General features: G+C 72.8%; 21 protein-coding genes and 2 pseudogenes. 13 read left to right on the top strand and 10 right to left on the bottom strand.

Annotated elements, in window-relative coordinates:
* Positions 1-235: 235 nt before the first annotated feature.
* Positions 236-1,231: an NAD-dependent epimerase/dehydratase family protein gene (locus tag ACZ418_RS18280; protein WP_468363561.1), complete on the top strand. Its 996-nt coding sequence runs from the start codon at positions 236-238 to the stop codon at positions 1,229-1,231.
* Between the two features lie 660 nt (positions 1,232-1,891).
* Here ACZ418_RS18280 and ACZ418_RS18275 read toward each other — a convergent pair.
* Together ACZ418_RS18275 and ACZ418_RS18270 are read right to left on the bottom strand one after the other, a co-directional pair.
* Positions 1,892-3,001 carry a sensor histidine kinase gene (locus ACZ418_RS18275; RefSeq protein WP_468363558.1) on the bottom strand — a complete coding sequence of 370 codons (1,110 nt, stop codon included), beginning with the start codon at positions 2,999-3,001 and terminating at the stop codon, positions 1,892-1,894.
* Between the two features lie 2 nt (positions 3,002-3,003).
* Positions 3,004-3,735 carry a response regulator transcription factor gene (locus tag ACZ418_RS18270; RefSeq protein ID WP_468363555.1) on the bottom strand — a complete coding sequence of 244 codons (732 nt, stop codon included), beginning with the start codon at positions 3,733-3,735 and terminating at the stop codon, positions 3,004-3,006.
* Between the two features lie 111 nt (positions 3,736-3,846).
* Here ACZ418_RS18270 and ACZ418_RS18265 point away from each other — a divergent pair, with 111 nt between their 5' ends.
* From ACZ418_RS18265 to ACZ418_RS18255, 3 genes are read left to right on the top strand one after another with little or no spacing between them, the layout of a single operon-like run.
* Complete coding sequence (locus ACZ418_RS18265) at positions 3,847-4,539, top strand: glycosyltransferase family 2 protein (RefSeq protein WP_468363552.1); 693 nt, start codon at positions 3,847-3,849, stop codon at positions 4,537-4,539.
* Positions 4,536-5,150 (top strand): TIGR04282 family arsenosugar biosynthesis glycosyltransferase, encoded by a 615-nt coding sequence (locus ACZ418_RS18260; protein WP_468363550.1) that lies wholly within the window; start codon positions 4,536-4,538, stop codon positions 5,148-5,150. Before ACZ418_RS18265 ends, ACZ418_RS18260 begins: the two co-directional genes overlap by 4 nt.
* On the top strand, positions 5,150-5,902 hold the full coding sequence (locus ACZ418_RS18255) for a class I SAM-dependent methyltransferase (protein ID WP_468363548.1): 753 nt from the start codon (positions 5,150-5,152) through the stop codon (positions 5,900-5,902). The genes ACZ418_RS18260 and ACZ418_RS18255 overlap by 1 nt, the downstream gene beginning before the upstream one ends.
* A 313-nt stretch (positions 5,903-6,215) precedes the next feature.
* Here the strand turns inward: ACZ418_RS18255 and ACZ418_RS18250 are convergent, their stop codons facing one another.
* Positions 6,216-7,448 carry a molybdopterin-dependent oxidoreductase gene (locus tag ACZ418_RS18250; RefSeq protein ID WP_468363545.1) on the bottom strand — a complete coding sequence of 411 codons (1,233 nt, stop codon included), beginning with the start codon at positions 7,446-7,448 and terminating at the stop codon, positions 6,216-6,218.
* Positions 7,449-7,561: 113 nt separating this feature from the next.
* Here ACZ418_RS18250 and ACZ418_RS18245 point away from each other — a divergent pair, with 113 nt between their 5' ends.
* A complete protein-coding gene (locus ACZ418_RS18245; protein ID WP_468363543.1) occupies positions 7,562-8,896 on the top strand; it encodes a hypothetical protein in 1,335 nt (444 codons plus the stop codon).
* 221 nt (positions 8,897-9,117) lie between these two features.
* Here the strand turns inward: ACZ418_RS18245 and ACZ418_RS18240 are convergent, their stop codons facing one another.
* Positions 9,118-10,608 carry a long-chain-fatty-acid--CoA ligase gene (locus ACZ418_RS18240; protein ID WP_468363540.1) on the bottom strand — a complete coding sequence of 497 codons (1,491 nt, stop codon included), beginning with the start codon at positions 10,606-10,608 and terminating at the stop codon, positions 9,118-9,120.
* 160 nt (positions 10,609-10,768) lie between these two features.
* Here ACZ418_RS18240 and ACZ418_RS18235 point away from each other — a divergent pair, with 160 nt between their 5' ends.
* Positions 10,769-11,935 (top strand): PucR family transcriptional regulator, encoded by a 1,167-nt coding sequence (locus ACZ418_RS18235; protein WP_468363538.1) that lies wholly within the window; start codon positions 10,769-10,771, stop codon positions 11,933-11,935.
* Positions 11,936-11,973: 38 nt separating this feature from the next.
* Here the strand turns inward: ACZ418_RS18235 and ACZ418_RS18230 are convergent, their stop codons facing one another.
* The 3 genes from ACZ418_RS18230 to ACZ418_RS18220 all read right to left on the bottom strand — a co-directional run bounded on the left by ACZ418_RS18230 (position 11,974) and on the right by ACZ418_RS18220 (position 14,286).
* Positions 11,974-12,717: a class I SAM-dependent methyltransferase gene (locus ACZ418_RS18230; protein WP_468363536.1), complete on the bottom strand. Its 744-nt coding sequence runs from the start codon at positions 12,715-12,717 to the stop codon at positions 11,974-11,976.
* Between the two features lie 268 nt (positions 12,718-12,985).
* Entirely contained in the window at positions 12,986-13,528 is a 543-nt protein-coding gene (locus ACZ418_RS18225; RefSeq protein WP_468363533.1) for an NADPH-dependent FMN reductase, read from the bottom strand.
* A gap of 92 nt (positions 13,529-13,620) precedes the next feature.
* Positions 13,621-14,286, bottom strand: coding sequence for a ScbR family autoregulator-binding transcription factor (locus ACZ418_RS18220; protein ID WP_468363530.1), 666 nt, complete (start codon positions 14,284-14,286; stop codon positions 13,621-13,623).
* Between the two features lie 161 nt (positions 14,287-14,447).
* Between ACZ418_RS18220 and ACZ418_RS18215 the strand changes: the two genes are divergently transcribed.
* From ACZ418_RS18215 to ACZ418_RS18200, 4 genes are all read left to right on the top strand, one after another.
* Entirely contained in the window at positions 14,448-15,422 is a 975-nt protein-coding gene (locus tag ACZ418_RS18215; RefSeq protein ID WP_468363529.1) for a TIGR01777 family oxidoreductase, read from the top strand.
* Positions 15,423-15,492: 70 nt separating this feature from the next.
* Positions 15,493-16,407: a TIGR01777 family oxidoreductase gene (locus tag ACZ418_RS18210; protein WP_468363527.1), complete on the top strand. Its 915-nt coding sequence runs from the start codon at positions 15,493-15,495 to the stop codon at positions 16,405-16,407.
* Positions 16,408-16,557: 150 nt separating this feature from the next.
* A complete protein-coding gene (locus tag ACZ418_RS18205; protein ID WP_468363524.1) occupies positions 16,558-17,427 on the top strand; it encodes a class II glutamine amidotransferase in 870 nt (289 codons plus the stop codon).
* Between the two features lie 146 nt (positions 17,428-17,573).
* Complete coding sequence (locus ACZ418_RS18200; RefSeq protein ID WP_451004570.1) at positions 17,574-17,807, top strand: hypothetical protein; 234 nt, start codon at positions 17,574-17,576, stop codon at positions 17,805-17,807.
* A 187-nt stretch (positions 17,808-17,994) separates the two neighbouring features.
* Here the strand turns inward: ACZ418_RS18200 and ACZ418_RS18195 are convergent, their stop codons facing one another.
* From ACZ418_RS18195 to ACZ418_RS18185, 3 genes and pseudogenes are all read right to left on the bottom strand, one after another.
* Positions 17,995-19,701, bottom strand: a complete 1,707-nt coding sequence (locus ACZ418_RS18195) for an LCP family protein (RefSeq protein ID WP_468363521.1) — start codon at positions 19,699-19,701, stop codon at positions 17,995-17,997.
* A 321-nt stretch (positions 19,702-20,022) separates the two neighbouring features.
* Entirely contained in the window at positions 20,023-20,385 is a 363-nt protein-coding gene (locus ACZ418_RS18190) for an ArsR/SmtB family transcription factor (RefSeq protein WP_468363517.1), read from the bottom strand.
* 609 nt (positions 20,386-20,994) lie between these two features.
* Positions 20,995-21,552 (bottom strand): annotated as a pseudogene (locus tag ACZ418_RS18185) (TerD family protein); the annotation flags it as partial.
* Positions 21,553-21,807: 255 nt separating this feature from the next.
* On the opposite strand from ACZ418_RS18185, the gene ACZ418_RS18180 reads away from it, so the two are divergent.
* The 3 genes and pseudogenes from ACZ418_RS18180 to ACZ418_RS18170 all read left to right on the top strand — a co-directional run.
* Positions 21,808-22,074 carry a GlsB/YeaQ/YmgE family stress response membrane protein gene (locus ACZ418_RS18180; RefSeq protein WP_388629641.1) on the top strand — a complete coding sequence of 89 codons (267 nt, stop codon included), beginning with the start codon at positions 21,808-21,810 and terminating at the stop codon, positions 22,072-22,074.
* Between the two features lie 112 nt (positions 22,075-22,186).
* Positions 22,187-22,570, top strand: coding sequence for a BlaI/MecI/CopY family transcriptional regulator (locus ACZ418_RS18175; RefSeq protein ID WP_468363514.1), 384 nt, complete (start codon positions 22,187-22,189; stop codon positions 22,568-22,570).
* A pseudogene (locus ACZ418_RS18170) lies at positions 22,571-23,044 on the top strand (M48 family metalloprotease); the annotation flags it as partial.
* Between the last annotated feature and the right edge of the window lie 91 nt (positions 23,045-23,135).

Below are 23,135 nucleotides of genomic sequence, written 5' to 3'. Positions count from 1 at the left end.
TCGCGGGATTACCGCGGAGTTCTACCGATAGGTAATGTGCGGGCATCCACCGGAGGAGTCAACGTTGTTGACACAGATTCTTGAAACCTCCACGACCGGGGGTGAGCTGCGGCGCCAGGGCCTCCGTAAGCGCGTCCGCCGTCACCCCGGGACTCACGGCGTCCGCCCCTTACGGAGTCATGACGTGCCGGTCGCGCCGCCCGGCCCCGGTGCCGTCCGCGTCTAGCGTGGCCGTATGCGTGTACTGGTCACCGGCGGTGCCGGGTTCATCGGGTCCCATGTCGTCGAGGCACTGCGGGCGGGCGGGCACGAGCCGCTCGTGTACGACGTCCGAGAGGATCCCGGCGCGGACGTGCGCAACCCGGCGTCCGTGGCCCGGGCGCTGGCGGGGGTGAACGCCGTCTGCCACCAGGCGGCGATGGTGGGGCTCGGCAACGGCGTCGCCGACGCGGCGGAGTACGTCTCGCGCAACGATCTCGGCACGGCCGTGCTGGTCGCGGCCATGGCGGAGGCGGGGGTGCGGCGCCTGGTGCTGGCGGGGTCGATGGTGGTGTACGGGGAGGGGCGTTACGAGTGCCCTCGGCACGGGGTCGTACGGCCGGGTCCACGGGCCGTGGCCGATCTGGACGCGGGCCGCTTCGAGCCCTCCTGCCCGCGGTGCGGCGCGGAGTTGAGCCCCGGGCTGGTGGGTGAGGACGCTCCGGCCGATCCGCGGAACGTGTACGCGGCGACCAAGCTGGCGCAGGAGCACCTGGCCGCGGCCTGGGCCCGCAGCACGGGCGGGTCGGCGGTGTCGTTGCGCTACCACAACGTGTACGGGCCGCGGATGCCGCGGGACACCCCGTACGCCGGGGTGGCGTCCTTCTTCCGCTCGGCGCTGGCCCGCGGCGAGGCCCCGCGGGTGTTCGAGGACGGCCGGCAGCGGCGGGACTTCGTGCACGTGCGGGACGTGGCCGCGGCCAATGTGGCGGCGCTGGAGGCGGAGGCGGCGCCGGGTGTCCTCGCGGCGTACAACACCGGGAGCGGTGAGCCTCGTACCGTCGGCGAGCTGGCACGGGCACTGGCCACCGCGTGCGGCGGGCCGGAGCCCGTGGTCACCGGGGAGTACCGGCTGGGGGACGTACGGCACATCACCGCCGACTCGTCGCGGCTGCGGGCCGACCTGGGCTGGAAGCCGCAGGTCGGATTCGCGTCAGGCATGCGGGAGTTCTCGGAGGCCGGGCCCGTGTAGGGCGTCCTGTGCGCCGCAGGGCGGCTGCGTGAGGGTCACTCGGCAATTCGCGGCGAGCGAGCCCGACTCAGGCCCGGCGGCCGACGAGCCCCACCGAGGCGCGGCACGGAACGCGCGCCCGCCCGGGGTGCGGGGGGGCCGTGACTGCCCAGCGCGCCACGACCACCCGGACTCGCCGGGGCGCCGCAGTCCCCGCCTGGACTTCCCAGGGTGCGGCACCCACTCAGCCTCCGCAGGATGCCGAGGCCGCCTCGGAGTCCTCGTAATGCCGCAGCCCCCGGACTCCTCGGGATGCGGCCCCCGAACCGCCGAGGAGGCGCCAGCCGCCCAGACTTCGCGGGTGGCCGCAGCCACCCGTACTCCCCGGACTGCCGCAACCCCCGGACCGCCCGGAACGCGGCAGCCGCCCAAACTCCGCACGCCCCCAGCCACCCCGACTCCCCAGACTGCCCCTCCCCCCGACCGCCCGGGAATACGGCAGCCGCCCAAACTCCGCGCGCCCCCCAGCCACCCCAACTCCTCCACCCCCCGACCGCCCGGAACGCGGCAGCCACCCAAACTCCGCACGCCCCCAGCCACCCCAACCAGACTGCCCCTCCCCCCGCCCGCCCGGAATACGGCAGCCGCCATACCCCCCAGAATGCGGCACCCCAGGACTGCCTAAGGCGCCGCAGGCAGGGTCACCTCGAAGCGGCAGCCGCCCGGGATGTTGCGGACCGTGGCCTGGCCCTGGTGGGCCTCCACGATGCCGCGGACGATGGCCAGGCCCAGGCCGGCGCCCGCCGGCGGGGTGCGCGCGTCGGTGCCGCGCCAGCCGGTGTCGAAGACGCGTGGCAGGTCCTCCTCGGGGATGCCGCCGCAGCCGTCCGTGACGGACAGCACCACGCCGTCGTCGGTGCGTTCGGCGGCGACCGCGACCGTGCCGTCGGGCGGGGTCCGGCGGATCGCGTTGACCAGGAGGTTGCCGAGGACTCTGGTCATCTCCTTGCCGTCCACCTCGACCGGTACCGGTGCCACGCGGTCGCCCACGAGGCGGACACCGTGTTCGCGGGCCAGCGGGTCGGCGCCGGCCAGTGCGTCGCCGACCAGGTCGTACAGCGAGATCCGGGAGGGGCTCAGCGGGAGGGTGCCCGCGTGGATGCGGGAGAGTTCGAAGAGGTCGCCGACCATGCCGTTGAGCCGTTCGACCTCGGTACGGATCTGCTTGAGGTAGCGGCCGGGATCGACGGCCACGCCGTCCTCCAGCGCCTCCGACATGGCGCGCAGTCCGGCGAGCGGGGTGCGCAGGTCGTGCGAGATCCAGGCGACCAGCTCGCGCCGGGACTTCTCCAACGCCCGCTCCCGCTGCCGGGATTCGGCGAGCCGTGCGCTGGTGGCGGCCAACTCACGGCTGAGAGCGTCCAGTTCGGCGGTGGCCGGGCCGTGCGGGGCGGCAAAGGCACCCGCGTCGCCGAACGAGCGGGCGGCGTCGGTGAGTTCACGGCTGCGGGCGACGACCCAGCGGCCCAGGAGCAGCGCGGTGGCCAGGGAGACCACGGCCGCCATCGCGACGACGGTGGTGACCACGGTCAGGTCGTGCGAGGACAGGAACATCGCCCAGGCGACGGCGAGCGTGCCGGCGAGCATCGCGCCGACGCCGACCGCCGCGACCACGGCGACGGAGGCGGTGAGCGAGCGGCGCCGGATCAGGCGCAGCACGCCCGCTCCCGCCACCCCCGCCGCGGCGGCACCGGCGAAGGCGTAGAGGGCGATGAGAAGGGTGGCGGGCATGGTCAGAGCACCGCCTCGCCGGGCTCGAAGCGGTAGCCGACGCCCCACACGGTCTGGATCAGGCGGGGCCTTGCCGGGTCGTCCTCGACCTTGCCGCGCAGCCGGCGGACATGGACGGTGACGGTCGACAGGTCGCCGAAGTCCCAGCCCCAGACCTCGCGCATCAGATCCTCGCGGCTGTAGGCCCGGCCGGGGTGCCGCAGGAAGAAGGCGAGCAGGTCGAACTCGCGGAGCGTGAGGGCGAGTTCGGTGCCGTTCTTGGTCGCCCGGCGGGCGTCGGGGTCGACGCTGAGTCCGGCCGCGGCGAGCCGGTGCCCGGTGCCGGCAGGGCGGCTGCGGCGCAGCACCGACTCCACGCGCAGAACCAGTTCGCGGGGACTGAAGGGCTTGGTGACGTAGTCGTCGGCGCCGACCTCCAGGCCCAGGATGCGGTCGTCCTCGTCGCCGCGGGCGGTGAGCATGATGACCGGCACGGGGCCGCCGTCCCGCATCCGCCGGCACACCTCCAGGCCGTCCATGCCGGGCAGCATCAGATCGAGCACCACGAGGTCGGGCCGGTGCGCGGCGGCGCGGGTGAGGGCGGTCGGGCCGTCGTCGGCGCGGTCGACCACATAGCCGGCGCGGTGCAGATATCCGGTGACGACCTCGGCGACGGTCGGATCGTCGTCCACGACCAGGATCCGGGCCGTCCCGCCTGCGGCTTCGGTCCCGTGGGGCTCGTACAGCGATTGCATGCCTCCAGCGTCGCACCGCGCGGCCACCGGTGTCCGGCCGCTGGCCGGGCGTCCGCGTTTCGTAAGGACCATGAGTCCGATTTGCCCGATTGGCGTTCGTAGGGTGAGACCGTGACGACCACTTCAGCGGACGTCGACGTGGTGCTCCCCTGCCTGGACGAGGCCGAGGCCCTGCCCTGGGTGCTCGGCCGGATCCCGGCCGGCTGGCGCGCCCTCGTCGTCGACAACGGTTCCACCGACGGCTCCCCCGGCATCGCCCGTGCGCTCGGCGCGACGGTGGTGCACGAGCCGCGGCGCGGTTTCGGCGCCGCCTGCCACGCCGGACTGACCGCGGCCACGGCCGACATCGTGTGCTTCTGCGACTGCGACGCCTCCCTCGATCCCGCGCTGCTCGTTCCCTTCGTACGGGAGATCCGGGACGGCGCCGCCGACCTGGTCCTCGGCCGGCGGCGTCCCGAGGGCCGGGGCGCCTGGCCGGCGCACGCCCGCGCGGGCAATCTCGCGCTGGCCCGCATGCTGCGCCGCCGCACCGGGCTGCGCCTGCACGACCTGGGCCCGCTGCGCGCCGCCCGCCGTGAGCCGCTGCTCGCGCTCGGCCTCACCGACCGGCGCAGCGGCTATCCGCTGCAGATGGTCGTCCGCGCGGCCGACGCAGGCTGGCGCATCGCCGAACACGACGTGCCCTACCGGCCGCGCACCGGCGCCTCCAAGGTGACGGGCACCTGGCGCGGCACCTGGCAGGCGGTGCGGGACATGAGCCGCGTGCTGGCGGAGACCCCGGCCGACGGGGGGCTCGCACGGTGACCACGCTGCTCGTCATCGCCAAGGAACCGCTGCCGGGGCGGGTCAAGACCCGGCTCACCCCGCCGTTCACCCCGCGGCAGGCGGCCCGTCTCGCGGAGGCGGCGCTCGCGGACACCCTGCACGCCGTGGCGGCGGCCCCCGCCACCCGGCGGGTCCTGGTGCTCGACGGGGCGCCGGGACCGTGGCTGCCGGCCGGCTTCGAGGTGCTGCCGCAGTGCGCGGGCGGGCTGGACGAGCGGCTGGCGGACGCCTTCGCGCACTGTTCGGGACCGGCGCTGCTCATCGGCATGGACACCCCGCAGGTGACACCGGAGCTGCTCACCGTGGACTTCGCGGGCTGCGACGCCTACCTCGGCCCGGCGGAGGACGGCGGCTTCTGGGCCCTGGGCCTGGCCGAGCCCGACTCCGCGCTGCTGCGGGGCGTGCCCATGTCGACGCCCGCCACCGGGGCCGCGCAGCGGGAGCGGCTGCTGGCCGCCGGGCTGCGGGTGCGCGAGCTGCCCCGGCTGCGGGACGTCGACACCGCGGCCGACGCGCACGCCGTCGCCGCGCTGGCCCCACGCGGCCGGTTCGCCGCCCAGCTGGCCCGCTGTACGCCGGTCACCCGGTGATGGGCGGCAATGTCGCCTGGGCGACTGCAGATCCCTACTCCGCCGCCCTGCGCACCGGCCGCGGGCCCCTTTTCCTGCGGCGCACCGACGGCTGGCTGCTGCCGCTGGAGGTGGAGCGCTGGTGCGGCCGAGCCGATCAGGTCGACAGGGGCGTCCTGGACCGCTGCGAGGGCGCTGTCCTGGATGTGGGCTGCGGTCCCGGCCGGCTGGTGGCGGAACTCGCCGCCCGGGGCCGTACCGTGCTCGGCATCGACGTCAGCGAGGCCGCCGTCGACCACGCCATCGAGCTCGGCGGACAGGCGCTGCGGCGCTCGGTGTTCGAGCCGTTGCCCGGAGAAGGCCGCTGGGACACCGTACTGCTCATGGACGGCAACATCGGCATCGGCGGGGAGCCGTCCGTCCTGCTGGAGCGGGTGGCCGCGCTGCTGCGCCCGGGCGGGCTGCTGATCGCCGAGACGGTGCCGGGACACGTCGACGAACGCGCCCGGGTCCAGGTGGTCGACACGGTCGGCGCCGTCCGGGCCACCGGTGCGCCGTTTCCCTGGGCGCGCCTCGGCACCCCGGCCCTGCTGCGGTACGCGCGCAGGGCCGGGTGGCGGTCCGTCGCTCAGTGGTCGGCGGGCGGCCGGTGCTTCGCCGCCCTGCGCACGCGCCATCCCAGCAGCAGCGCCGAGCCGCCGAAGAGTACGGCGCTGATCAGCAGCCAGCGGGTGAGGAAACCGTCCGGGGAGAGGCCGGTGGCCGACCGGTAGCGCCCGGCCGTCATGCCGCTGATCAGCGGGAACCAGACGAGCAGGAGCAGCCCGGACAGCAGGGCCGGGACGCGCACGTACAGCGTCCAGCCGCGCCGTCCGGTTGCCCCGAGGCCCCCGGTGACCGCCCGGTCGGCCACCGTGTACAGCGGCAGCAGGACGAGGTCGTGCAGCAGGGCGGCGCCCACGATCCACAGCGCCACCCCGAACCAGTCACCGGCGAGCAGCCGCACCCCGGCGTACGCGGCAAGGGCGAACGAGCAGGCGAGCAGCAGCAGTTGGAAGGGACTGCCCAGGCGTACGCGGCGCGGCATCACAGATCTCCGAAGGTCAGTCGGGCCACCCACTTGGTGTTGAGCACACCGGGTGCCGCCGGGACGATGATCCGCGCCGGGTGGCCGTGATCGGGGGACAGTTCCTCGCCGTTGACGAAGAGCGCGAGCAGAGAGCGTCCGTCGGCCACCTGGTTGGCGCGCAGGGCCGCACGCCGGAACGCTCCGTGCCGCTGCAGGGACTCCACGAGCACGTCCGGCGGATCGCCGTCGTACCCGACGAGTGCGGCGAGGTCGCGCAGCCGTACTCCGCGCCACCACTGGTCCGCGGTCGACCAGCCCTCCACACAGGCGATGGGCAACGAGGCGCTGTGCTGCGGCAGTCGGAGGAGTTGTGCACGGCTGAGCCGGACGGTTCCGGTGCGGCCGGTGACGACGAGCCGCCACGCGTCCTCGTGGGTGTCGGCCGCGGTGATGCCGGCGTAGGCGGCGGTCTTGTTGATCTGGAAGCCGTTCGGGCCGCCGCCGGGATCGGCGGTGCCGTGCGGCGCGAGCAGGGCCGTACGGCGGAAGGGTCCGCCCAGACTCTGCCCGACCGTGGTCAGGAACAGCAGCAGGGAACCCCCGCCGACCAGCCCCAGCGCGCCGCGCCGCGACACGGTGGGCGCCGCGGGACGCGGTGAGACCAGGTCGTTGTGCTCCTGTCGGCGCCGCCGTACGGCCCGTACCGCCGTGGGTGTCTTCAGCGCGGCGTGTGCGACGAACGCGGCGAAGAACACCCATGCCCCGTAGAAGTGCAGCGGGTAGAAGGAGCCCGGGAAGACATAGTCCAACTGGACGTTGAGGACGCCGGTGGTGAACTCGAACAGCCCTCCCCCGACCAGCAGGAGCAGGGAGATCCGCTCCAGCGCGTGCGCGAGGGAGCGGGCCGGCGGCAGGGTGAAGAGCCTCGGCACCACCGACCACAGCTTGGCCAGCAGGACGGGGATCAGGGTGATGCCGAGGGTGACGTGGATGCCTTGGGTGAGCCGGTACAGCCACACCGGGTCGGTGGGCCAGGCGAAGAGGTAGAAGCCCAGGAAGCCCTTGTCCGGGGTCATGTCGTTCACCCGGGACAGGCCCGGGTCGTAGGCGGCGTACGACACCAGGCCGGTCACGAACAGCACGGTGATGCCGACGAGCAGGACGAGGCCGAGCACCGAGGTGAACCAGGGGCCGCGCAGGGGGCTGCGCCAGAAACCTGGGGAAGTGGGGAGCCGGGAATGGTCGCGCATGTCCCGACCGTAGGCCGGGGGACCCCCGGAACCGGGTCCGTGACCGGTGACGAAACGCTGACGTCCGGTCCGCACGGCGGCCGGTCGCCGTTCCCCCGGCCTAGCGTGCCGGTGTGACCCGATCTCTCCGCCGTGACCTGTACGCCGCCGGTACCGCCGCCCTCCTTGTGACGGCGGCCGTCCTCGTCGGCCGGCACATCCAGGACACCCGCCACACCCTGTTCGTCCACTGGCCGCCGCTGTTCGCGGACTGGGACCCCCATATCGGTCCCGGCACCCCGGCGGCCCTGGCGGTGGCGGCGGCCACCGTGGCGTGCGGCCCGGCCGTAGCGGCCCGGCTGCCCTGGCGCGGGCTGCTCGCGGCGGCCTGGGCGGCCGCCCTGGCCTGGATCGTGTCCCTCGCCCTGGTCGACGGCTGGCACCAGGGCATCGCGGTCCGGCTGACCACCCGCAACGAATATCTCCGGGTCATCGGCCGCTTCCATGACATGCCGGCCACCCTCCGCGACTTCACCCACCACATCGTCAGCGGCAGCCCCGACCCCTGGCCCGCCCATATCGCCGGCCATCCGCCGGCCGCCACGCTCACCTTCGTGCTGCTGGACCGGATCGGGCTGCGGGGCGGCGGCTGGGCCGGGATGTGGTGCATCACCGTGGGGGCGACGGGCTGCGTGGCCGTGCTGATCGCGTTGCGTGCGCTGGCCGACGAGACGCTCGCGCGGCGGGCCGCGCCGTTCCTGGTGCTGGCCCCTGCCGCGGTGTGGCAGGGCACCTCCGCCGACGCGTACTTCGCGGCCGTCGCCGCCTGGTCCCCGGCACTGCTCGCCCTGGCCCTGACCCGCCGGTCCCACGGGTACGCGGCGGCCTCGGGCCTCCTCTTCGGCCTGACCTGCTACCTGTCCTACGGCCTCGCACTGTTCGCCCTGATCGGCGCGGCGGTCGTCGCGCTCGCGCGCCGCGAACTCCGGGAACGCCCGGCCCTGCTGTTGTCCCTGCTCGCCGGACTGGCCGTGTTCCCGGTGGTGTTCACGCTCGCCGGCTTCGACTGGTGGCACGCCTACCACCTTCTCGTCACGCGCTACTACCAGGGCATCGGCGGCACCCGCCCCTACGGCTACTGGGTCTGGGCCAACCTCGCCTGCACCGCCCTCATCACCGGCCCGGCCACGGCGGCGGGCCTGCGCCGGACGACCACGGCACTCCTCCCCAGGACCGGCCCGCGACGCCCCGCGGACACACACCTGGCACTCCTCGTCACCGCCGCGCTGCTCGCCCTGCTGGTCGCCGACCTGTCCGGCATGAGCAAGGCGGAGACGGAACGCATCTGGCTGCCCTTCGCCCTCTGGCTGCTCCCCGCCTGCGCCCTCCTCCCCCGCCCCCGCCCCTGGCTCACCGCCCAGTCGATCCTGGCCCTGCTCCTCAACCACCTGCTGCTGACGGGCTGGTGAGCCGGCGTACCCCGTATGACCGGGGGCATTCGGGGGGACGGCCGTACAGGTGACGGTGGCGCGGACGGGTGAGGCATCGGCGGTGACTCGGGGCCGAACACCGGACGTCAGCGTTTCGTCACCGGTCACGGACCCTGCCGACGCCGTCGCTCGTCACTCGCCGCATGCCGCTCGGCGATGCCGCTTGTCGTGAACGGGCTGTTCACGCGGCCGGGGCTGTCTCAGGGCGTCGGCGCGGTGATCTGCCGCTTGAGGATCTTGCCGCTCGGACCCAACGGCAGCGCGTCCGTCAGCCAGACCCGGCGCGGGTACTTGTAGGCGGCGACCCGGTCCCGGACGAACCGCTGCAGCTCCTCGGCGTCCGCCTGGGCTCCCGGGCGCAGAACGACCGCGGCGACCACCTCCTCGCCGAGCCGCTCGTCGGGCACCCCGAGGACCGCGGCGAGGGCGACGGCGGGATGCTCGTGCAGGACCTCCTCGATCTCGCGGGGGTAGACGTTGTAGCCGCCGCGGATGATGAGGTCCTTCTTCCGGTCGACGATGTACAGATAGCCGTCCTCGTCCTGGCGGGCCAGGTCACCGGTGCGCAGCCAGCCGTCGGGGATGGCGGCGGCCGTCTCCTCGGGGCGGTGCCAGTACTCCTTCATCACGTTGGGCCCGCGCACGGCCAGTTCACCGACCTCCCCCGGTACGACGTCCCGGCCGGAGTCGTCGAGCAGCCGGACCTCGACGTCGCGGATGGGGGTGCCGATGGAGCCGGGCTTGCGCGGGCGGTCGGGGTGGTTGAAGGAGACGACCGGGCTGGTCTCGGACATGCCGAAGCCCTCCAGCACCATGCAGCCGAAGCGCCGCTCGAACCCGTGCAGGATCTCCACCGGCAGCGAGGCACCGCCCGAGACGCACATGCGCAGGCTGGAGACGTCGGCGCCGGCGCCCGGGTGCTGGAGCAGCGCCGCGTACATGGTCGGGACGCCCTCGAAGACGGTCGCCCGGTCGCGGGCGATGGCGTCGAGCACGGTCTGCGGCTCGAAGCGGGGGACGAGGGTGAGGGACGCACCGCTGCGGACGGCGACGTTCATGGTGCAGGTCTGCCCGAAGATGTGGAACAGCGGCAGGCAGCCGACGATCACGTCGTCGGAGGTCAGCCGCTGGACCTCGGTGACGTTGACCTCGGTGTTGTGGCGGAGCCCGGCGTGGGTGAGCGCGGCGCCCTTGGGACGGCCCGTGGTGCCCGAGGTGTAGAGCAGCACGGCGATGTCGTCGCCGGCGGCGGCCGTCACCTCGTACCCCGGCTCCAGGCGGGCCAGTTCGGCGGCGAAGGCGGCCGGCTCGACCGTCAGGTGCCGTACGCCGGCGGCAGCCGCGCCCGCGGTACCCTCACCGGGCGCCTGGTGCCACTCGAAGAGCAGTACGGCGCCGGAGTCCCGCAGGTGGTACTCGGTCTCGCGCTCCTTCAGCAGCGGGTTCATCGGCACCACGATGCCGCCCGCGCGCAGCACGGCGTAGTACAGGACGACGAACTCGGGCACGTTCGGGAGCATCAGCGCGACCCGGTCGCCGGTGCGCAGGCCCTCGCTGCGCAACAGTGCGGCGGCCTGGGCGCTGAGCCGGTCGAGTTCGGCGTAGCTGGTGGCCGCCGTGCCGAGCCGCAGCGCCGGCCGCTCCGGCAGCCGCCGCGCCGTGTCCACCAGGAATTCCGCCAGATTGGCCATGATGCCTCCTCGCACGCATGCTCCCGCCGCGCTCACGGGTCCCACCGCGAGCGCTCCCGGCATGGTCGCGTGCACGATCAGGGGCGTCCATGGTGACGCCCACAGTTCGACCCTGCCGGAGTTGTTCCCCCAAACAAAATGAGCGTCGTACGCTGCGGGTATGGGTCTGTCGAACGTGGGGGCTGCGCTGCGCGGGCGCCTCCCGGAGCTGGGCGAGCGGATGGCCGAGCGCATACGCGCGGAGGTCGAGTCGTACGCGGACGACTCGCTGATCCCCTTCGCGTCGCTCAGGGAGTCCTGCCAGGGCAACGCCGATCTCCTCCTCGGAGGCTTCGCCTATGGCGCCGAACCCGATGTGGGGGCCGCCCAGCAGACCGGGCGGCTGCGCGCCGAGCAGGGCGTGCCGCTCGCGGACACGCTGCACGCCTACCGGGTCGGTTTCGAGCTGCTGTGGTCGGAAATGGTCGACGAGTCGCGCAGGCACCCTGAGGTCACGGACGCGGAGCTGGTGGCCGGCTCCTCGGAGATCTGGGCGCTGTTCGGCCGGTACGCGGAGGCGGTGGCTGCCGCCTACCGCGAGGCCAGCGCTGAGCTGGCGCTGCAGCGCGAGGCCCGACGGTCGGCCCTGGCCGAGGCGTTGTTCACGGGCGCCCTCACGGATCGTACGACGCCGTGGGAGGCGGCCCGGCAGCTCGGTCTGCCGGAGCGCGGGCCGTACGCGGTGGTGGCCGCGTCGGTGCCGGATCCCGGCCAGGAGCCGCTGCCCGGGATCGAGGCGGCCCTGCGCCGCTCCGGCGTGCCCTCGGTGTGGCGGCTGCTGCCGGACCAGCAGATCGGGCTGGTCTCGCTCGGGCACCTGGACGCGGAGACGGTGAGCCTGCGCGCGCTGCGCCGCCGGCGCGCCCGGGTCGGCGTCAGCCCCCGGTTCGACTCGCTGCGGGACACGCCGCAGGCGCTGCGGTTCGCCCGGCTGGCCCTGGCCGGCCTGCCCGGCGAGGGTTCGGGGGTCACCCGGTTCGACGACAGCCCGCTGGCGATGCTGGTGGCCGCCGCCCCGGCGGAGGCGAGCCGGCTGGTCGAGGTCTGCCTGGGCCCGCTCCTCGGACTGCCGGAGGCGGAGCGGGCGCGGCTGCTGCAGACCCTCGGTCACTGGTTCGCCTCGGGCGGGGCGGCCGCCGGTGCCGCGGAACGGCTCTTCGTCCACCCCAACACCGTGCGCTACCGGCTGCGGCGCGTCGAGGAGCTGACCGGGCGTCCGCTCACCGACCCGATGGCCCTCGCCGACCTGGGCGCCGCGCTGTACGCGCTGCGGCTGCTGCCTTGCTGATGTCGGGGCCGACCCGCGGGGTGGAGCGCTGGGACCGACTAGCGCGCCAACGGCAGCCGGTACACCGAGACATGGGAAGGCGACTCGGCGGTGAACTCGCTGCCGGACCAGTCGGCATGCCTGGACTCCCGCTCGAATCCGGCCAGTTGGCCCATGAGGTCGAGTTCGGACGGCCAGATGTAGCGGTGCGGGCTGCGGTACAGCCGGGCATCCTCGGACTCGTCGAAGCGGAAGTGGTGTGACACGACACGCTGGTTGAGGACGTCGTAGGTGTCCAGCCCGACATAGTCGGCGTCGGCGCGCCACACGGTGGCCTCCTTGCCCGGGGGAAGCGTGCGCAGCTCCGGCACCCACAGCTCGATCACGAACCGGCCGCCGGGCGCGAGATGGCGGGCGGCGTTGCGGAAGCACTCGACCTGCTCGGCCTGCGTGAGCAGATTGGAGATCGTGTTGTAGACGAGGTAGACCAGGCTGTACGTCCCCGGGGCGAGGGTCGTCGCCATGTCACCCATGACCACGGGGATCGTGGCTTCGTCGGCCTTCGTCCGCAGTTGCTCCACCATCGGCCCGGACAGCTCGATGCCGGTGACGGGCACCCCTCGCTCGGCCAGCGGGACGGCGACCCGGCCGGTCCCGATCGCGAACTCCAGTGCCGCTCCGCCGTCCGCCAGCTCGGCGAGGCGTTCCACCGTGGGCGTCAGAACCTCGGGAGCGAACATGCCGGTGCCGGGCGTGTCGTAGCGCCGGGCGACCGCCGCGTCCCAGATCTTCTCCTGCTCCATTGCACCAACGCTGGCCTTCCGCACAGGAGTTGTCCAACGAATTACCGCCCGCCGCGCGCTCCGGCCTCCCCCGCGTCATTGATGCTCACCGCGGCCGGCGCGATCGCTGCGGCCCTGAAGACGACGGACGGCCTCCCCGCCCGGGCCGCGCCCTGGCGGTGGTGCGCCCCGCGAAGACACCGGGCCGGGTCACCCTCTCCGCGATCGCTCCCGGCTGCCGCCCGGCCAGGCTCACCTTGTCGGTGCGGCGGCGGAAGGGTGAGCCTGTTCAGGTTGCTTTCCGAGTCAACAACTCCAGCACCTCGCCGAGTTGGCGGCGTACCGACGGATCTGCGACGAGTCCGTCGTCGCCGAACGCGTCCCGGCCCACCGGAATCCGCACGCAGGCCGCCTCCACGATGTCCGCGCCCGTGTACCCCAGGACCGTCCGCAGCGTGGCCTCCGCCCCCTGGCCTCGCCCGGGGGCCGCCGCGTTGATCCATGCCGACGGCTTGTCGCAGATCTCCGTGCCGCCGACCGTCCAGTCCAGCAGGTTCTTGAACGAGCCCGGCAGCGTGCCCGCGTACTCGGGGGTGCAGATCAGGATCCCGTCCGCACGGTCCAGCGCCGTCCGCAGAGCGGCCACCGGAGCCGGCAGCGGGTCGGTGTCGTCATCGGGGTTGAAGTGCGGAAGCCGGGCCAGGTCCTCGTACATGACCGTGTCCACGCCCACGGACGGCGCCACGGCCTGCGCGGTGCGCAGCACGGCCTCGTTGGTGGAACCCTTCCGCAGACTCCCGGACAGCAGCAGGATCACGGGCATCGACGTCATCCGCCCAACCTACCGGCGCGACAGGAAACCGACCCAACGGTTGGACAAGCGCTGCCGTCACTGGCGCCACCGGGCACAGTGCACGGCCGAACTCAGCCGTTGACGCCCGCCAGAGTCGCCGCCGGCCTCTGCCGGACCTCCGCGATCACCCTGGCACCCCGGTCCGGTGCGGTGTCGAGGCGGACGAGGACGGCCGGGGCGGCGATGGCAGGGAGCAGATGACTGAAGAGGGTCGACATACGGTGGTCGAGGTCGGCCCAGTGCGCGACGGCCTGTGACACGAACTGCACCCCGATCCACGCACCGAGGAAGACCTGGGCGGTCTCCTCGGGCACCACGTGCGGGAGTACCTCACCGCGTTCCTTGGCCTCCGTCAGGAGGGAGCCGGTCAGCTCGGCCCAGGCCGGCCATGCGCTGCCGAAGACATCGCGACCCTGCAGGTCGGCCGAGAGCCGGACCCCCGCGAGCAGCATCGGCTCCCGGGGCAGCCGCTCTGCCAGGGTCATGCCCGCGTCCACCCACTCCTGCAACTTCAGTTCCCGGGGGACGTGGTACTCCGTGGTTATCTGCTCCTGCAGCACGCCCTGGGCGAGCGCCGCCTTGGATTCGAAGTGGAAGTACAGGGCGCCCTTGGTCACGCCGGCCCTGGTGAGGATCTCGGCGATGGTGGCCGCCGCGTAGCCGCGCTCGGCGAACACCGCGGCGGCGGCTTCCAGAACAGCACGTCGGGTCCGGGCAGCTCGCTCCTGCTGAGCCATGGACCTCCTCAAGCTGAAAATTGAACCAAACAGCTCGTACCTTACCGCAGCACATGTCAACAGAAAGGTGCCCTTGGGTAGTTGTCGACTCCACCCTGCCCCCTCTTTTGAACGCGTTCAAATTTGCGGCTACGCTGTGAGTACCGAACCGAGGGGGCTCGATGAAGGTAGTTCTGCCTGGGGGCACCGGACAGATCGGCACGATTCTCGATCGTGCGCTGACGGCAGCCGGTCATGAGGTCACCGTGGTGACCCGGCGTCCGGCGGATGAGCGGCAGGTCGGCTGGGACGGGGCCACGCTCGGCCGCTGGGCCCAGGTGGTCGACGGCAGCGACGTCGTGATCAACCTGGCCGGGCGCAGTGTCTCCTGCCGCTACACCGCCGAGAACCTGCGGGCCATGATGGATTCGCGGGTGAACTCGGCGCGCGTGCTGGGTCAGGCGATCGCCGCCGCCGCACAACCGCCGCGGGTGTGGCTGCAGATGAGCACGGCGACCATCTACGCCCATCGCTTCGACGCGCCGAACGACGAGGCGACCGGAGTGATCGGCGGCTCGGAGACCGGAGTTCCGGACTACTGGGCCTACAGCGTCGACATCGCCAGGAACTGGGAGCGCGCCCAGGCCGAGGCGCCGACGCCGGCGACCCGGAAGGTGGCGCTGCGCTCGGCGATGGTGATGAGCCCGGACCGTGGCGGGGTCTTCGACGTGCTGCTCGGACTGGCGCGGCTGGGGCTGGGCGGGCCGGTCGCCGGTGGTGCACAGTACGTCTCCTGGATCCATGACAAGGACTTCGTACGGGCGGTGAAGTTCCTGATCGACCGGGACGACATCGACGGCCCGGTCAACCTGGCCTCCCCCGGCCCGCTCCCGCACCGGGAGTTCATGCGGGCGCTGCGCGCGGCCCGGGGCGTCCCGGTGGGGCTGCCGGCGACCCGGCGGATGGCGGAGCTGGGGGCCTTCGCGTTGCGCTCGGACACGGAGTTGCTGCTCAAGAGCCGCCGGGTGGTCCCGGGCCGGCTGGCGGCGGCCGGGTTCGAGTTCGCGTATCCGGAGTGGCAGCCGGCCGCCGTGGATCTGGTGGGCCGGGCCAGGTCGACACGGCCCCGGGCGGGCCGGCTTCGGCGGTTTACTTGAAAACACAAGTAGCAGGTGTATCGTGCGCCTGATTCAAATTTGAAGCACGAACCCCTCTCGGGAGGACGCCATGCGCGTCGCTGTCACCGGATCCACCGGACTCATCGGCTCCGCCCTCACCCGCTCCCTCCTCGCCGACGGCCATCAGGTGGTCCGACTGGTCCGCGACCGGTCCGTCGCCGCCCCTGACGACGGCAGCGAGTCCGCGCCCTGGGATCCGGTCGCGGGCCGGGTCGAGCCCGGTGCGCTGGACGGCGTCGACGCAGTCGTACACCTCGCCGGTGCGGGAGTCGGCGACAAGCGGTGGACCGCCGCCTACAAGCGGGAGATCCGCGACAGCCGGGTGCGCGGCACCGACACCGTCGCGCGAGCCTGCGCCGCGTCCGCCGACCCGCCGCGCGTCCTGGTGTCCGCGTCCGCGACCGGCTACTACGGCGACACCGGCGAACGGACCGTCGACGAGAGCGAGTCGGCCGGGGACGACTTCCTGGCCTCCGTCTGTGTCGACTGGGAGGCGGCCGCCGAGCCGGCCCGGCAGGCCGGCGTTCGCGTGGTGCACCCGCGCACCGGGTTGGTCGTCTCGGCCGAGGGCGGCGCGTTCGGCCGGCTCTTCCCGCTCTTCCGCTTCGGCCTGGGCGGCCGGCTCGGCTCCGGCGACCAGTACTGGCCGTTCGTCTCCCTGCCCGACCACATCGCAGCGCTCCGCTTCGCCCTCGACACCGAGGAGCTCTGCGGACCCGTCAACTTCACGGCCCCCGAACCGCTCACGAACCGCGAGGTGACCCGGGCACTGAGCCGCGCCCTGCACCGTCCGGCGCTCGCCGCCGTCCCGGCCTTCGCGCTGCGCGCGGCGCTCGGCGAGTTCGCCGCGAGCATCACGTGCAGCGCGCGCGTGGTACCGGCCGCCCTGCACAAGGCGGGTTTCGCCTTCGCTCATCCGTCGATCGACGCAGCGCTCGACTCGGTGCTGCGACCGGCCGCTTGAGGAAGCCGTGGGCGGACGCGGGCGCTGAGTGCGGGGCCGGATTCCGTCGGTGGCGCGAGTGCGCGGACGTACGGCGCGCGGGACCATGGTCGTCCGGGCGGGGCACCGGAGGACGGGGCTCGGCGGAAGACGGGTGACGAGGAGGATGTCGTGTGCCGACTGTTCGGGCTCATCAGCTCACCGCTGCGCACGCACGCCACGTTCTGGCTGCTGGACGCCCCTGACAGTCTCAGCGTGCAGAGCCGCCGCGAGCCCGACGGCACCGGGCTCGGGTTCTTCGACGCGGACGGCACGCCAAAGGTGCACAAGGCGGCGATCGCCGCGTACGAGGACCGAGCCTTCGCGCGGGAGGCCCGGGACGTCGAATCGGCCACCTTCCTCGCACACATCCGCTACGCCTCGACCGGCGGGCTGGACGTGCGCAACACCCACCCCTTCGAGCAGGACGGGCGGCTGTTCGCGCACAACGGTGTGATCGAGGGGCTGGACGAGCTCGACCGCCGGCTCGGCGAGGACCGTTCACTGGTGCACGGGGACACCGACTCCGAGCGCTTCTTCGCCCTCGTCACGCGGGAGACAGCGGCGCACGGCGGGGACCTGTCCGCCGGGGTCGCGTCCGCGGCCCGCTGGGTCGCCGGGAACCTGCCCCTGTACGCCCTCAACATCATTCTCGTCACCGCGCGAGAGCTCTGGGCCCTGCGCTATCCCGCCACCCACGAGCTGTACGTCCTGCGGCGCCCGGCCGGCGGTCACCACGGCTCGCGGCATCTCGACCACAGCGGCCGGCACGGTCATCTGCGGGTGCGCTCCGCGCATCTGGGTGATCGTCCGGCGGTCGTCGTGGCCAGCGAGCCCATGGACGAGAGCCCGCACTGGCAGCTCATGGCGCCGGGCGAGCTGCTCCACGTCGGCCCCGATCTGCGGGTGACCTCCCGTATCGCCGTGTCCGACCCACCGGCCCGCCCACTCACCCTGTCCGACCTGCGCCCCGAAGCGGCCGCCTCCCAACGACCTGCGTAGTCGAGCCATGAGATCGACGGGCGACGGTACGACGCCCCCGGTGAGCCCGGGCCCGTCGCCCACCGTCCGACGCGATCGCGCAGGCCCGGCGGTCCGGTGACCCGCCTCACGGGAGCGAAACTTGCGCAACCCTTAAACTTTCCGGCGTGGAGACTACCGAAGTGACGGGTTGGGAGACTGCCGTGCTCGACGGCGGGCCGGCGGACGGGCTGCGGATGAAGGTCTCCGACCGGCCGCGCGTGATCCAGGTGACGTACCCCTGCCAGGTCGAGGCCGCGCCGCCCGGCGGCGTGCGCGCCGAGGCGGTGTATCTGTACCGCCGCGACTACACCGTCACCAGCGAGCCCCTGCGATACGGCTTCGACATCGCCAGCCCCTGACCCGCACGGTGGACGCGACACTCAGCCGGCCGGCCCGCTCTCGACCGCGGGACCGGTGGTCGGCCAGGTGGCGTCGTCCTCCTGCATGGCCTTGGCCTCGCTCTTGAGGATGCGCTTGGACTTGCCCACGACTTGCAGCCTTGCGCAACTGTAGAACCAGGCCACTGCCCGGCTCGGTCGCCGCCGGTCAGGCGTCGGAGTCGGGCTTGCCGCGCGCCGCGGCGTAGGCCTGGGCCGGTGTCATGGGGACGCCGTTGAGGTTGACCGTCTTGTAGGGGCTGACCTTGGCGCAGGTCTTGGCCTGGTCGGCGGTGGAGGCGTGCGCGCCTCCGACGGCGGCCTTGGTGTCGGCCGGCGCCGGTGCGGACCTGCCGCCCGGGAAGGTGGTGCCGCTGGGCCAGTCGCTGCCGATGACCAGGGTCAGGCCGCTGCCGGTGCCCTGCTTCACGTGCGCGGAGGACAGGCCGAGCTCCTTGGCGACCGTCTCGGCCTCCGCCTTCTGACCGGTGCCGTAGGTCAGCGTGCTGGTCGTCGCGGTGCTCGGTGCGTTGGCCGTGGTCGTGCCGGAGCTGAAGCCCTGGTCGGTCAGGGCCGTCGCGACGGCGGAGGCGCGGCCGGTGACCGTGGTGCCGTTCTCGACCGTGACGGCTATCTGTGAGGCGGGCACGGCCGGGGCGGTGGCCTTCGCGGTCGCCGAGGCCGCCGCGGACTTCTGGCCGGAGCCGGTGGTCAGCGACTGGTCGTTGGCGATGGTGGAGAACAGCGTCTTGGCGCCGGCACCCACGAGTACCCGGTCCTTGTTGTTCGGGTCGGGGGCCGTCTGCATCGTCGTGAACGTCATCCGCTTGGTCGGCACCTTGTTCACGTCCGACGCGAGCGAGATCAGCTTCTTCACGCTGCCCAGGCCGTCGTCCACGGTCAGCGCCTTGGTGGCGGCGTCCGCGAGGCCGTAGACCGCGGTGGGGTCGGTGAGCGTGCCCGCGCTCTTGAACTTGCGGATCATCGCGCTGAGGAAGAGGTGCTGCGAGATCGTACGGCCGAGGTCGCTGCCGTCGCCGAAGCCGTGCCGGGAGCGGACGAACTCCAGCGCCGCCTGGCCCTGGAGGGTGTGGGTGCCCTTGGACAGTTTCAGGTGGGAGTAGGTGTCGTACACGTTGTCGCTGACACAGACGGAGACACCACCGACCGCGTCGGACATCTTCACGACTCCGGAGAAGTCGAGCTTGACGAAGTGGTCGATCGGGATGCCGGTGAGCTGGTGGACCGTGGCCACCTGACAGGCGGGACCGTACTGCAGGGCGCTGTTGATCTGGCCGTAGTAACCGGACGTGGACTGGCCCCTCTCACTGTCCTTGCAGGCCGGGACCTGGGTCATGGTGTCGCGCGGGATGCTCATCACCGTCGCGTTGGAGCGGTCGGCGGATATGTGCACCACCATCTCCACGTCCGCGTTGCTGCCGGTCTGCACCCCGGTCTTCGAGCAGCCGCCGCCGAGTTTGCAGTCGGCCGCGCTGGTCCGGCCGTCCGAGCCCATCACCAGGATGTTGATCGGGGTACGGCCGAAGGCGTCGGCCTTCTCGGTGCCGCCCTTGCCGTCGAGCGCGACGCTGTGGATGTTGCCGTTCAGGTGCTGGTAGAACCACCACCCCGCACCCGCGGTGACCACGATGACCGCCGACATGCCTACGCCGAGGATCTTCAGCGCCTTCCTGCCGCGACCCACCTGACGGCCCCGGCGCCCCCGCCTGCCGCCGTGCCCACGGGCCGCCGCCCGCGCTGCGGCCCGGCCGCCCGGCCGGGGCGACCCGTCGGGCTCGGCCGCTCGCTGTCCGGGCACTCGCGCGCCACTGCTGCGCGTGGCCTGCCCGGTGGGCCCGTCCCACGGGTCGCTCATCTCCCACTCCCATGAACGGTCGGGCCTGTCGGACCGGGCCGTGGGGTGTACGGCCCGCCCCGCGCGGCGATGTCCGGGCGGGTGAAGCGCGTCGCTCCACCCTTGCTTGCGTGGTTGCGCAATCTAACAAACCTGCCGCCCGAACTGCACAGATCCACACATGATTCACAGGTGAGGCATCTCATGAACCGCCGTGCGGACCGCCGGAACGTACGGAAGCGGGAGTCTACGCGCCTCACATAAGAAAGACATATAGACCTTGGACGAGAGAGCGCCACGGAGAAGGGACCGGCACCGGGCCGGCGGGTTTGTGTGGTGCTCTCAGTCACCGATCCTGCGCAGGCCGTGGACCGGGACGGCGGTGTGGGTCGAGCGCGCGGTCAGCTGACCCACCATCACCCGGACCAAGGTCACGACGTCGGGGTCGTCGATGTAATAGACCTGCCGCCGGCCCTCACGGCGAGCGCGGACGAGTCCGGCGAGCTTGAGCTTCGCCAGGTGCTGGCTGACCGCCGGAAGCGCTCCGCCCACCCGGTCGGCGAGATGCGTGACATCGCTCTCCCCCTGTGACAGGGCCCACATCAGATGCAGCCGGGCGGAGGAGGCGAGCAGGCCGAACGCCGCGGCGGCCTCGGCCAGCACCTCGGCGGGCGGGTCCCCGAAACCGGCGGCGCTCTCCGTCACAGCCTTCTCCCGTCCCCGCCCTCGTCACAGCCGACGCACATGCGCCCACCCAGTGTAGGCGTCCGGCTCCGGCGGTCAGTCCTCGTAGAAGTTGTTGACCACGACCTCCGGCTCGTCGTCGTCGAACGCCTCGTTGAGCAGCGCGCCGCCGATGAGGCCTGCCGCACCGGCGCCGATGAGCGCGCCCGCACCGAAGCGCCGGGCGCCGCCCTGCTGATGATGGTCGTGGTCCGCGTACGGCTCGCCGTAGCCCTGCTGGGGGTAGCCCTGTTGCGGATAGCCCTGCGGCACGGGCTGCGGATAGCCCTGCTGGGGCGGGGTGTAGAACGGCGGCACGGTGGTCTGCACACGCTGCGCACAGGCGCCGCAGACCTGGACGGGCCGGGGCACGCCCCACTGCGGCGACCAGGTCACGGTCGTCACGCCGGGGCCGTGGTTGGGGTCGAAGAAGCAGGTCACGCTGGGACTCCCAGTGGTGTGCGGGGATGTGGGCAATACCGGGGCCGGCGGGGCGGCGACCGGCGGCTTCGGTGGGGCGGGCGGCGCATACGGGCCGGTGTGCGTCTGCGGTGCGGTGACCGGGTCCGGGCTCGGGGACGTCTCCCTCAGCACGCGGACGCCGTAGTCGGTGGCGATGCCGGCGAGCCCCGAGGCGTAACCCTGCCCGACCGCGCGGAACTTCCACTCCGCGCCGTGCCGGTACAGCTCGCCGAAGACGAGCGCCGTCTCGGAAGACAGGCCGCCGGACGCCAGGTCGTAGCGGGCCAGTTCGGTGCCGGTTTCCCGGTCGAGGACGCGGATGTGCGCCCGGTGCACCTGCCCGAAGGCCTGGCCGCGGCTCGCGCCCTCGTACAGCGACACCGTGAAGACGATCTTCTCGACCTCGTCCGGGACCCTGGTCAGGTCGACCTGGATCCGCTGGTCGTCGCCGTCGACCGGGCTGCCACCGCCCAGATGGCGGACCGAACCGTCGGGACTGCTGAGGTTGTTGAAGAAGACGAAGTGCTCGTCGGACGGCACCTTGCCCGACGGGGCGCACAGCAGCGCGCCCGCGTCCAGTTCCTGCCCGGTGTTCGCCTGCCAGCCCAGCCCGACCGTCACAGCAGTCAGACCGGGGGCCTGCTTGCTCAGCGACACATTGCCGCCCTTGGTCAGGGACACACTCATCCACGCCCTCCGCAGCCGCTCGCACTTTCCGCGTCCATCATGATCAACGCCCCGGGACCACTCCGAGTTCCACGATTGCGCAATGTCTTAATCATGTAGCAGAACCTCGACGGGTCATCACCAGAGGCCCGCCGCAGGCCAACACCCCTTGTCCGGCCCACTCGACCGGCCCCTAGGCTTGCGCAAGCAGGCAAACCAAGTGTCGGCCTCCGGCGCACCCGGCGCGGATCCCGACCCGACGGGAGGAACAACTCCATGGGCATCATCGGCTGGATCATCCTGGGCCTGTTCGCCGGAGCCATCGCGAAGATCCTGCTGCCCGGCCGCGACCCGGGCGGCCTGATCGGCACCACCCTCATCGGCGTCGCGGGATCCTTCATCGGCGGCTGGCTCTCCGCCCGCTTCCTCGACCGGCCGGTGGAGAAGCACTTCTTCGACCTCTACACCTGGGGCGCGGCGATCGCCGGCTCCCTGGTGCTGCTCATCGGTTACCGCATCCTGTTCGGGAACTCGCGGGACTGATCCGCCCCCTCGGGCCCACCTCTCGGCACGTTGCCGCCCCTGGACAGCGGCACACCCATGGTTCCGTCCCTAGAATTCTCGCGGCGGAGGCGCGGCAGAAGGGAGACGGCGGGTGGCGGAGCCCGATCGGCGCCGTCGGCGCAGGGCGCAGGGAGCGCTGGAAACACGGGTGCTCGCGGCGCTGCACGAGGCCGGGGCGCCGGTGACCGCGGGCTGGGTGCAGCAGCACCTGGCGGCCGGCCTCGCCTACACGACGGTGATGACGGTCCTCGCACGTCTGCTGGCCAAGAACGCCGTCACACGCAGGCGTGACGGCCGGTCGTTCGTATGGATGCCCGCCGCCGACGAGGCGGGTCTCGCCGCGCTGAAGATGCGCAAGGTCCTGGACGGCGAACAGGACCGCCGGGCGGTGCTGGCGAGTTTCGTCACCGCGCTGCCGGAGGGCGACGAACGGCTGCTGCGCGAACTTCTGGACCGGGCCGCCGACGACGGCTGAGCGATCCCCGCGCTCCTGGCGATGGTGGCGACCTGTGGCCGTGGCCTGCTGCGGCATCTTCGGGTACGGCGGCGGGCCCATGCGGCGCTGCGGGGCTGCCGCCCACCCAGGTCGTGGTGCTGCCCGACAGCGCGCCGTACGCCTACGCCCTGCCGGGCGGCCCGTGCGTGACCGGATCGCACCTGTTGCTCGTCCAACTCGCCGCCCGGGCCGATCCGTTCCTCCGGCCGCTGCGGAGCGCTGGGCGGACGAGGAGGCGGCCCGGGCCGTCGGCAGCCGCAGGCCGTCGCCCGCGCGATCGGCACGGCGGCGCTCGTCTCCCACGCCACCCCCGCGCCGACGCTCGCGGCGCCGGCCGCGCCCGGACCTCTCCCCCGGCGTGTCGCCGCGCTCCTCGCTCCGCCACCGAGCGTGCGCGCCTCGCCGTCCGCCTTCACCACAGTGGGCCTGGCGCTGTGGACGGCGGCCACCGGGGAGCGGGCGCCGGAGCGTGCCGTCGGACCGCAGGTTCCCCCGCCGTAACGCCGGCGCTGTCGCTCCGTCGGATTGCACGCCCGCCCCCTTT

This window comes from Streptomyces sp. NPDC030820 (genome assembly GCF_055572075.1).
The sequence above is the reverse complement of the archived record's forward strand: the minus strand, read 5'-3'. Positions and strand labels throughout refer to the sequence as shown.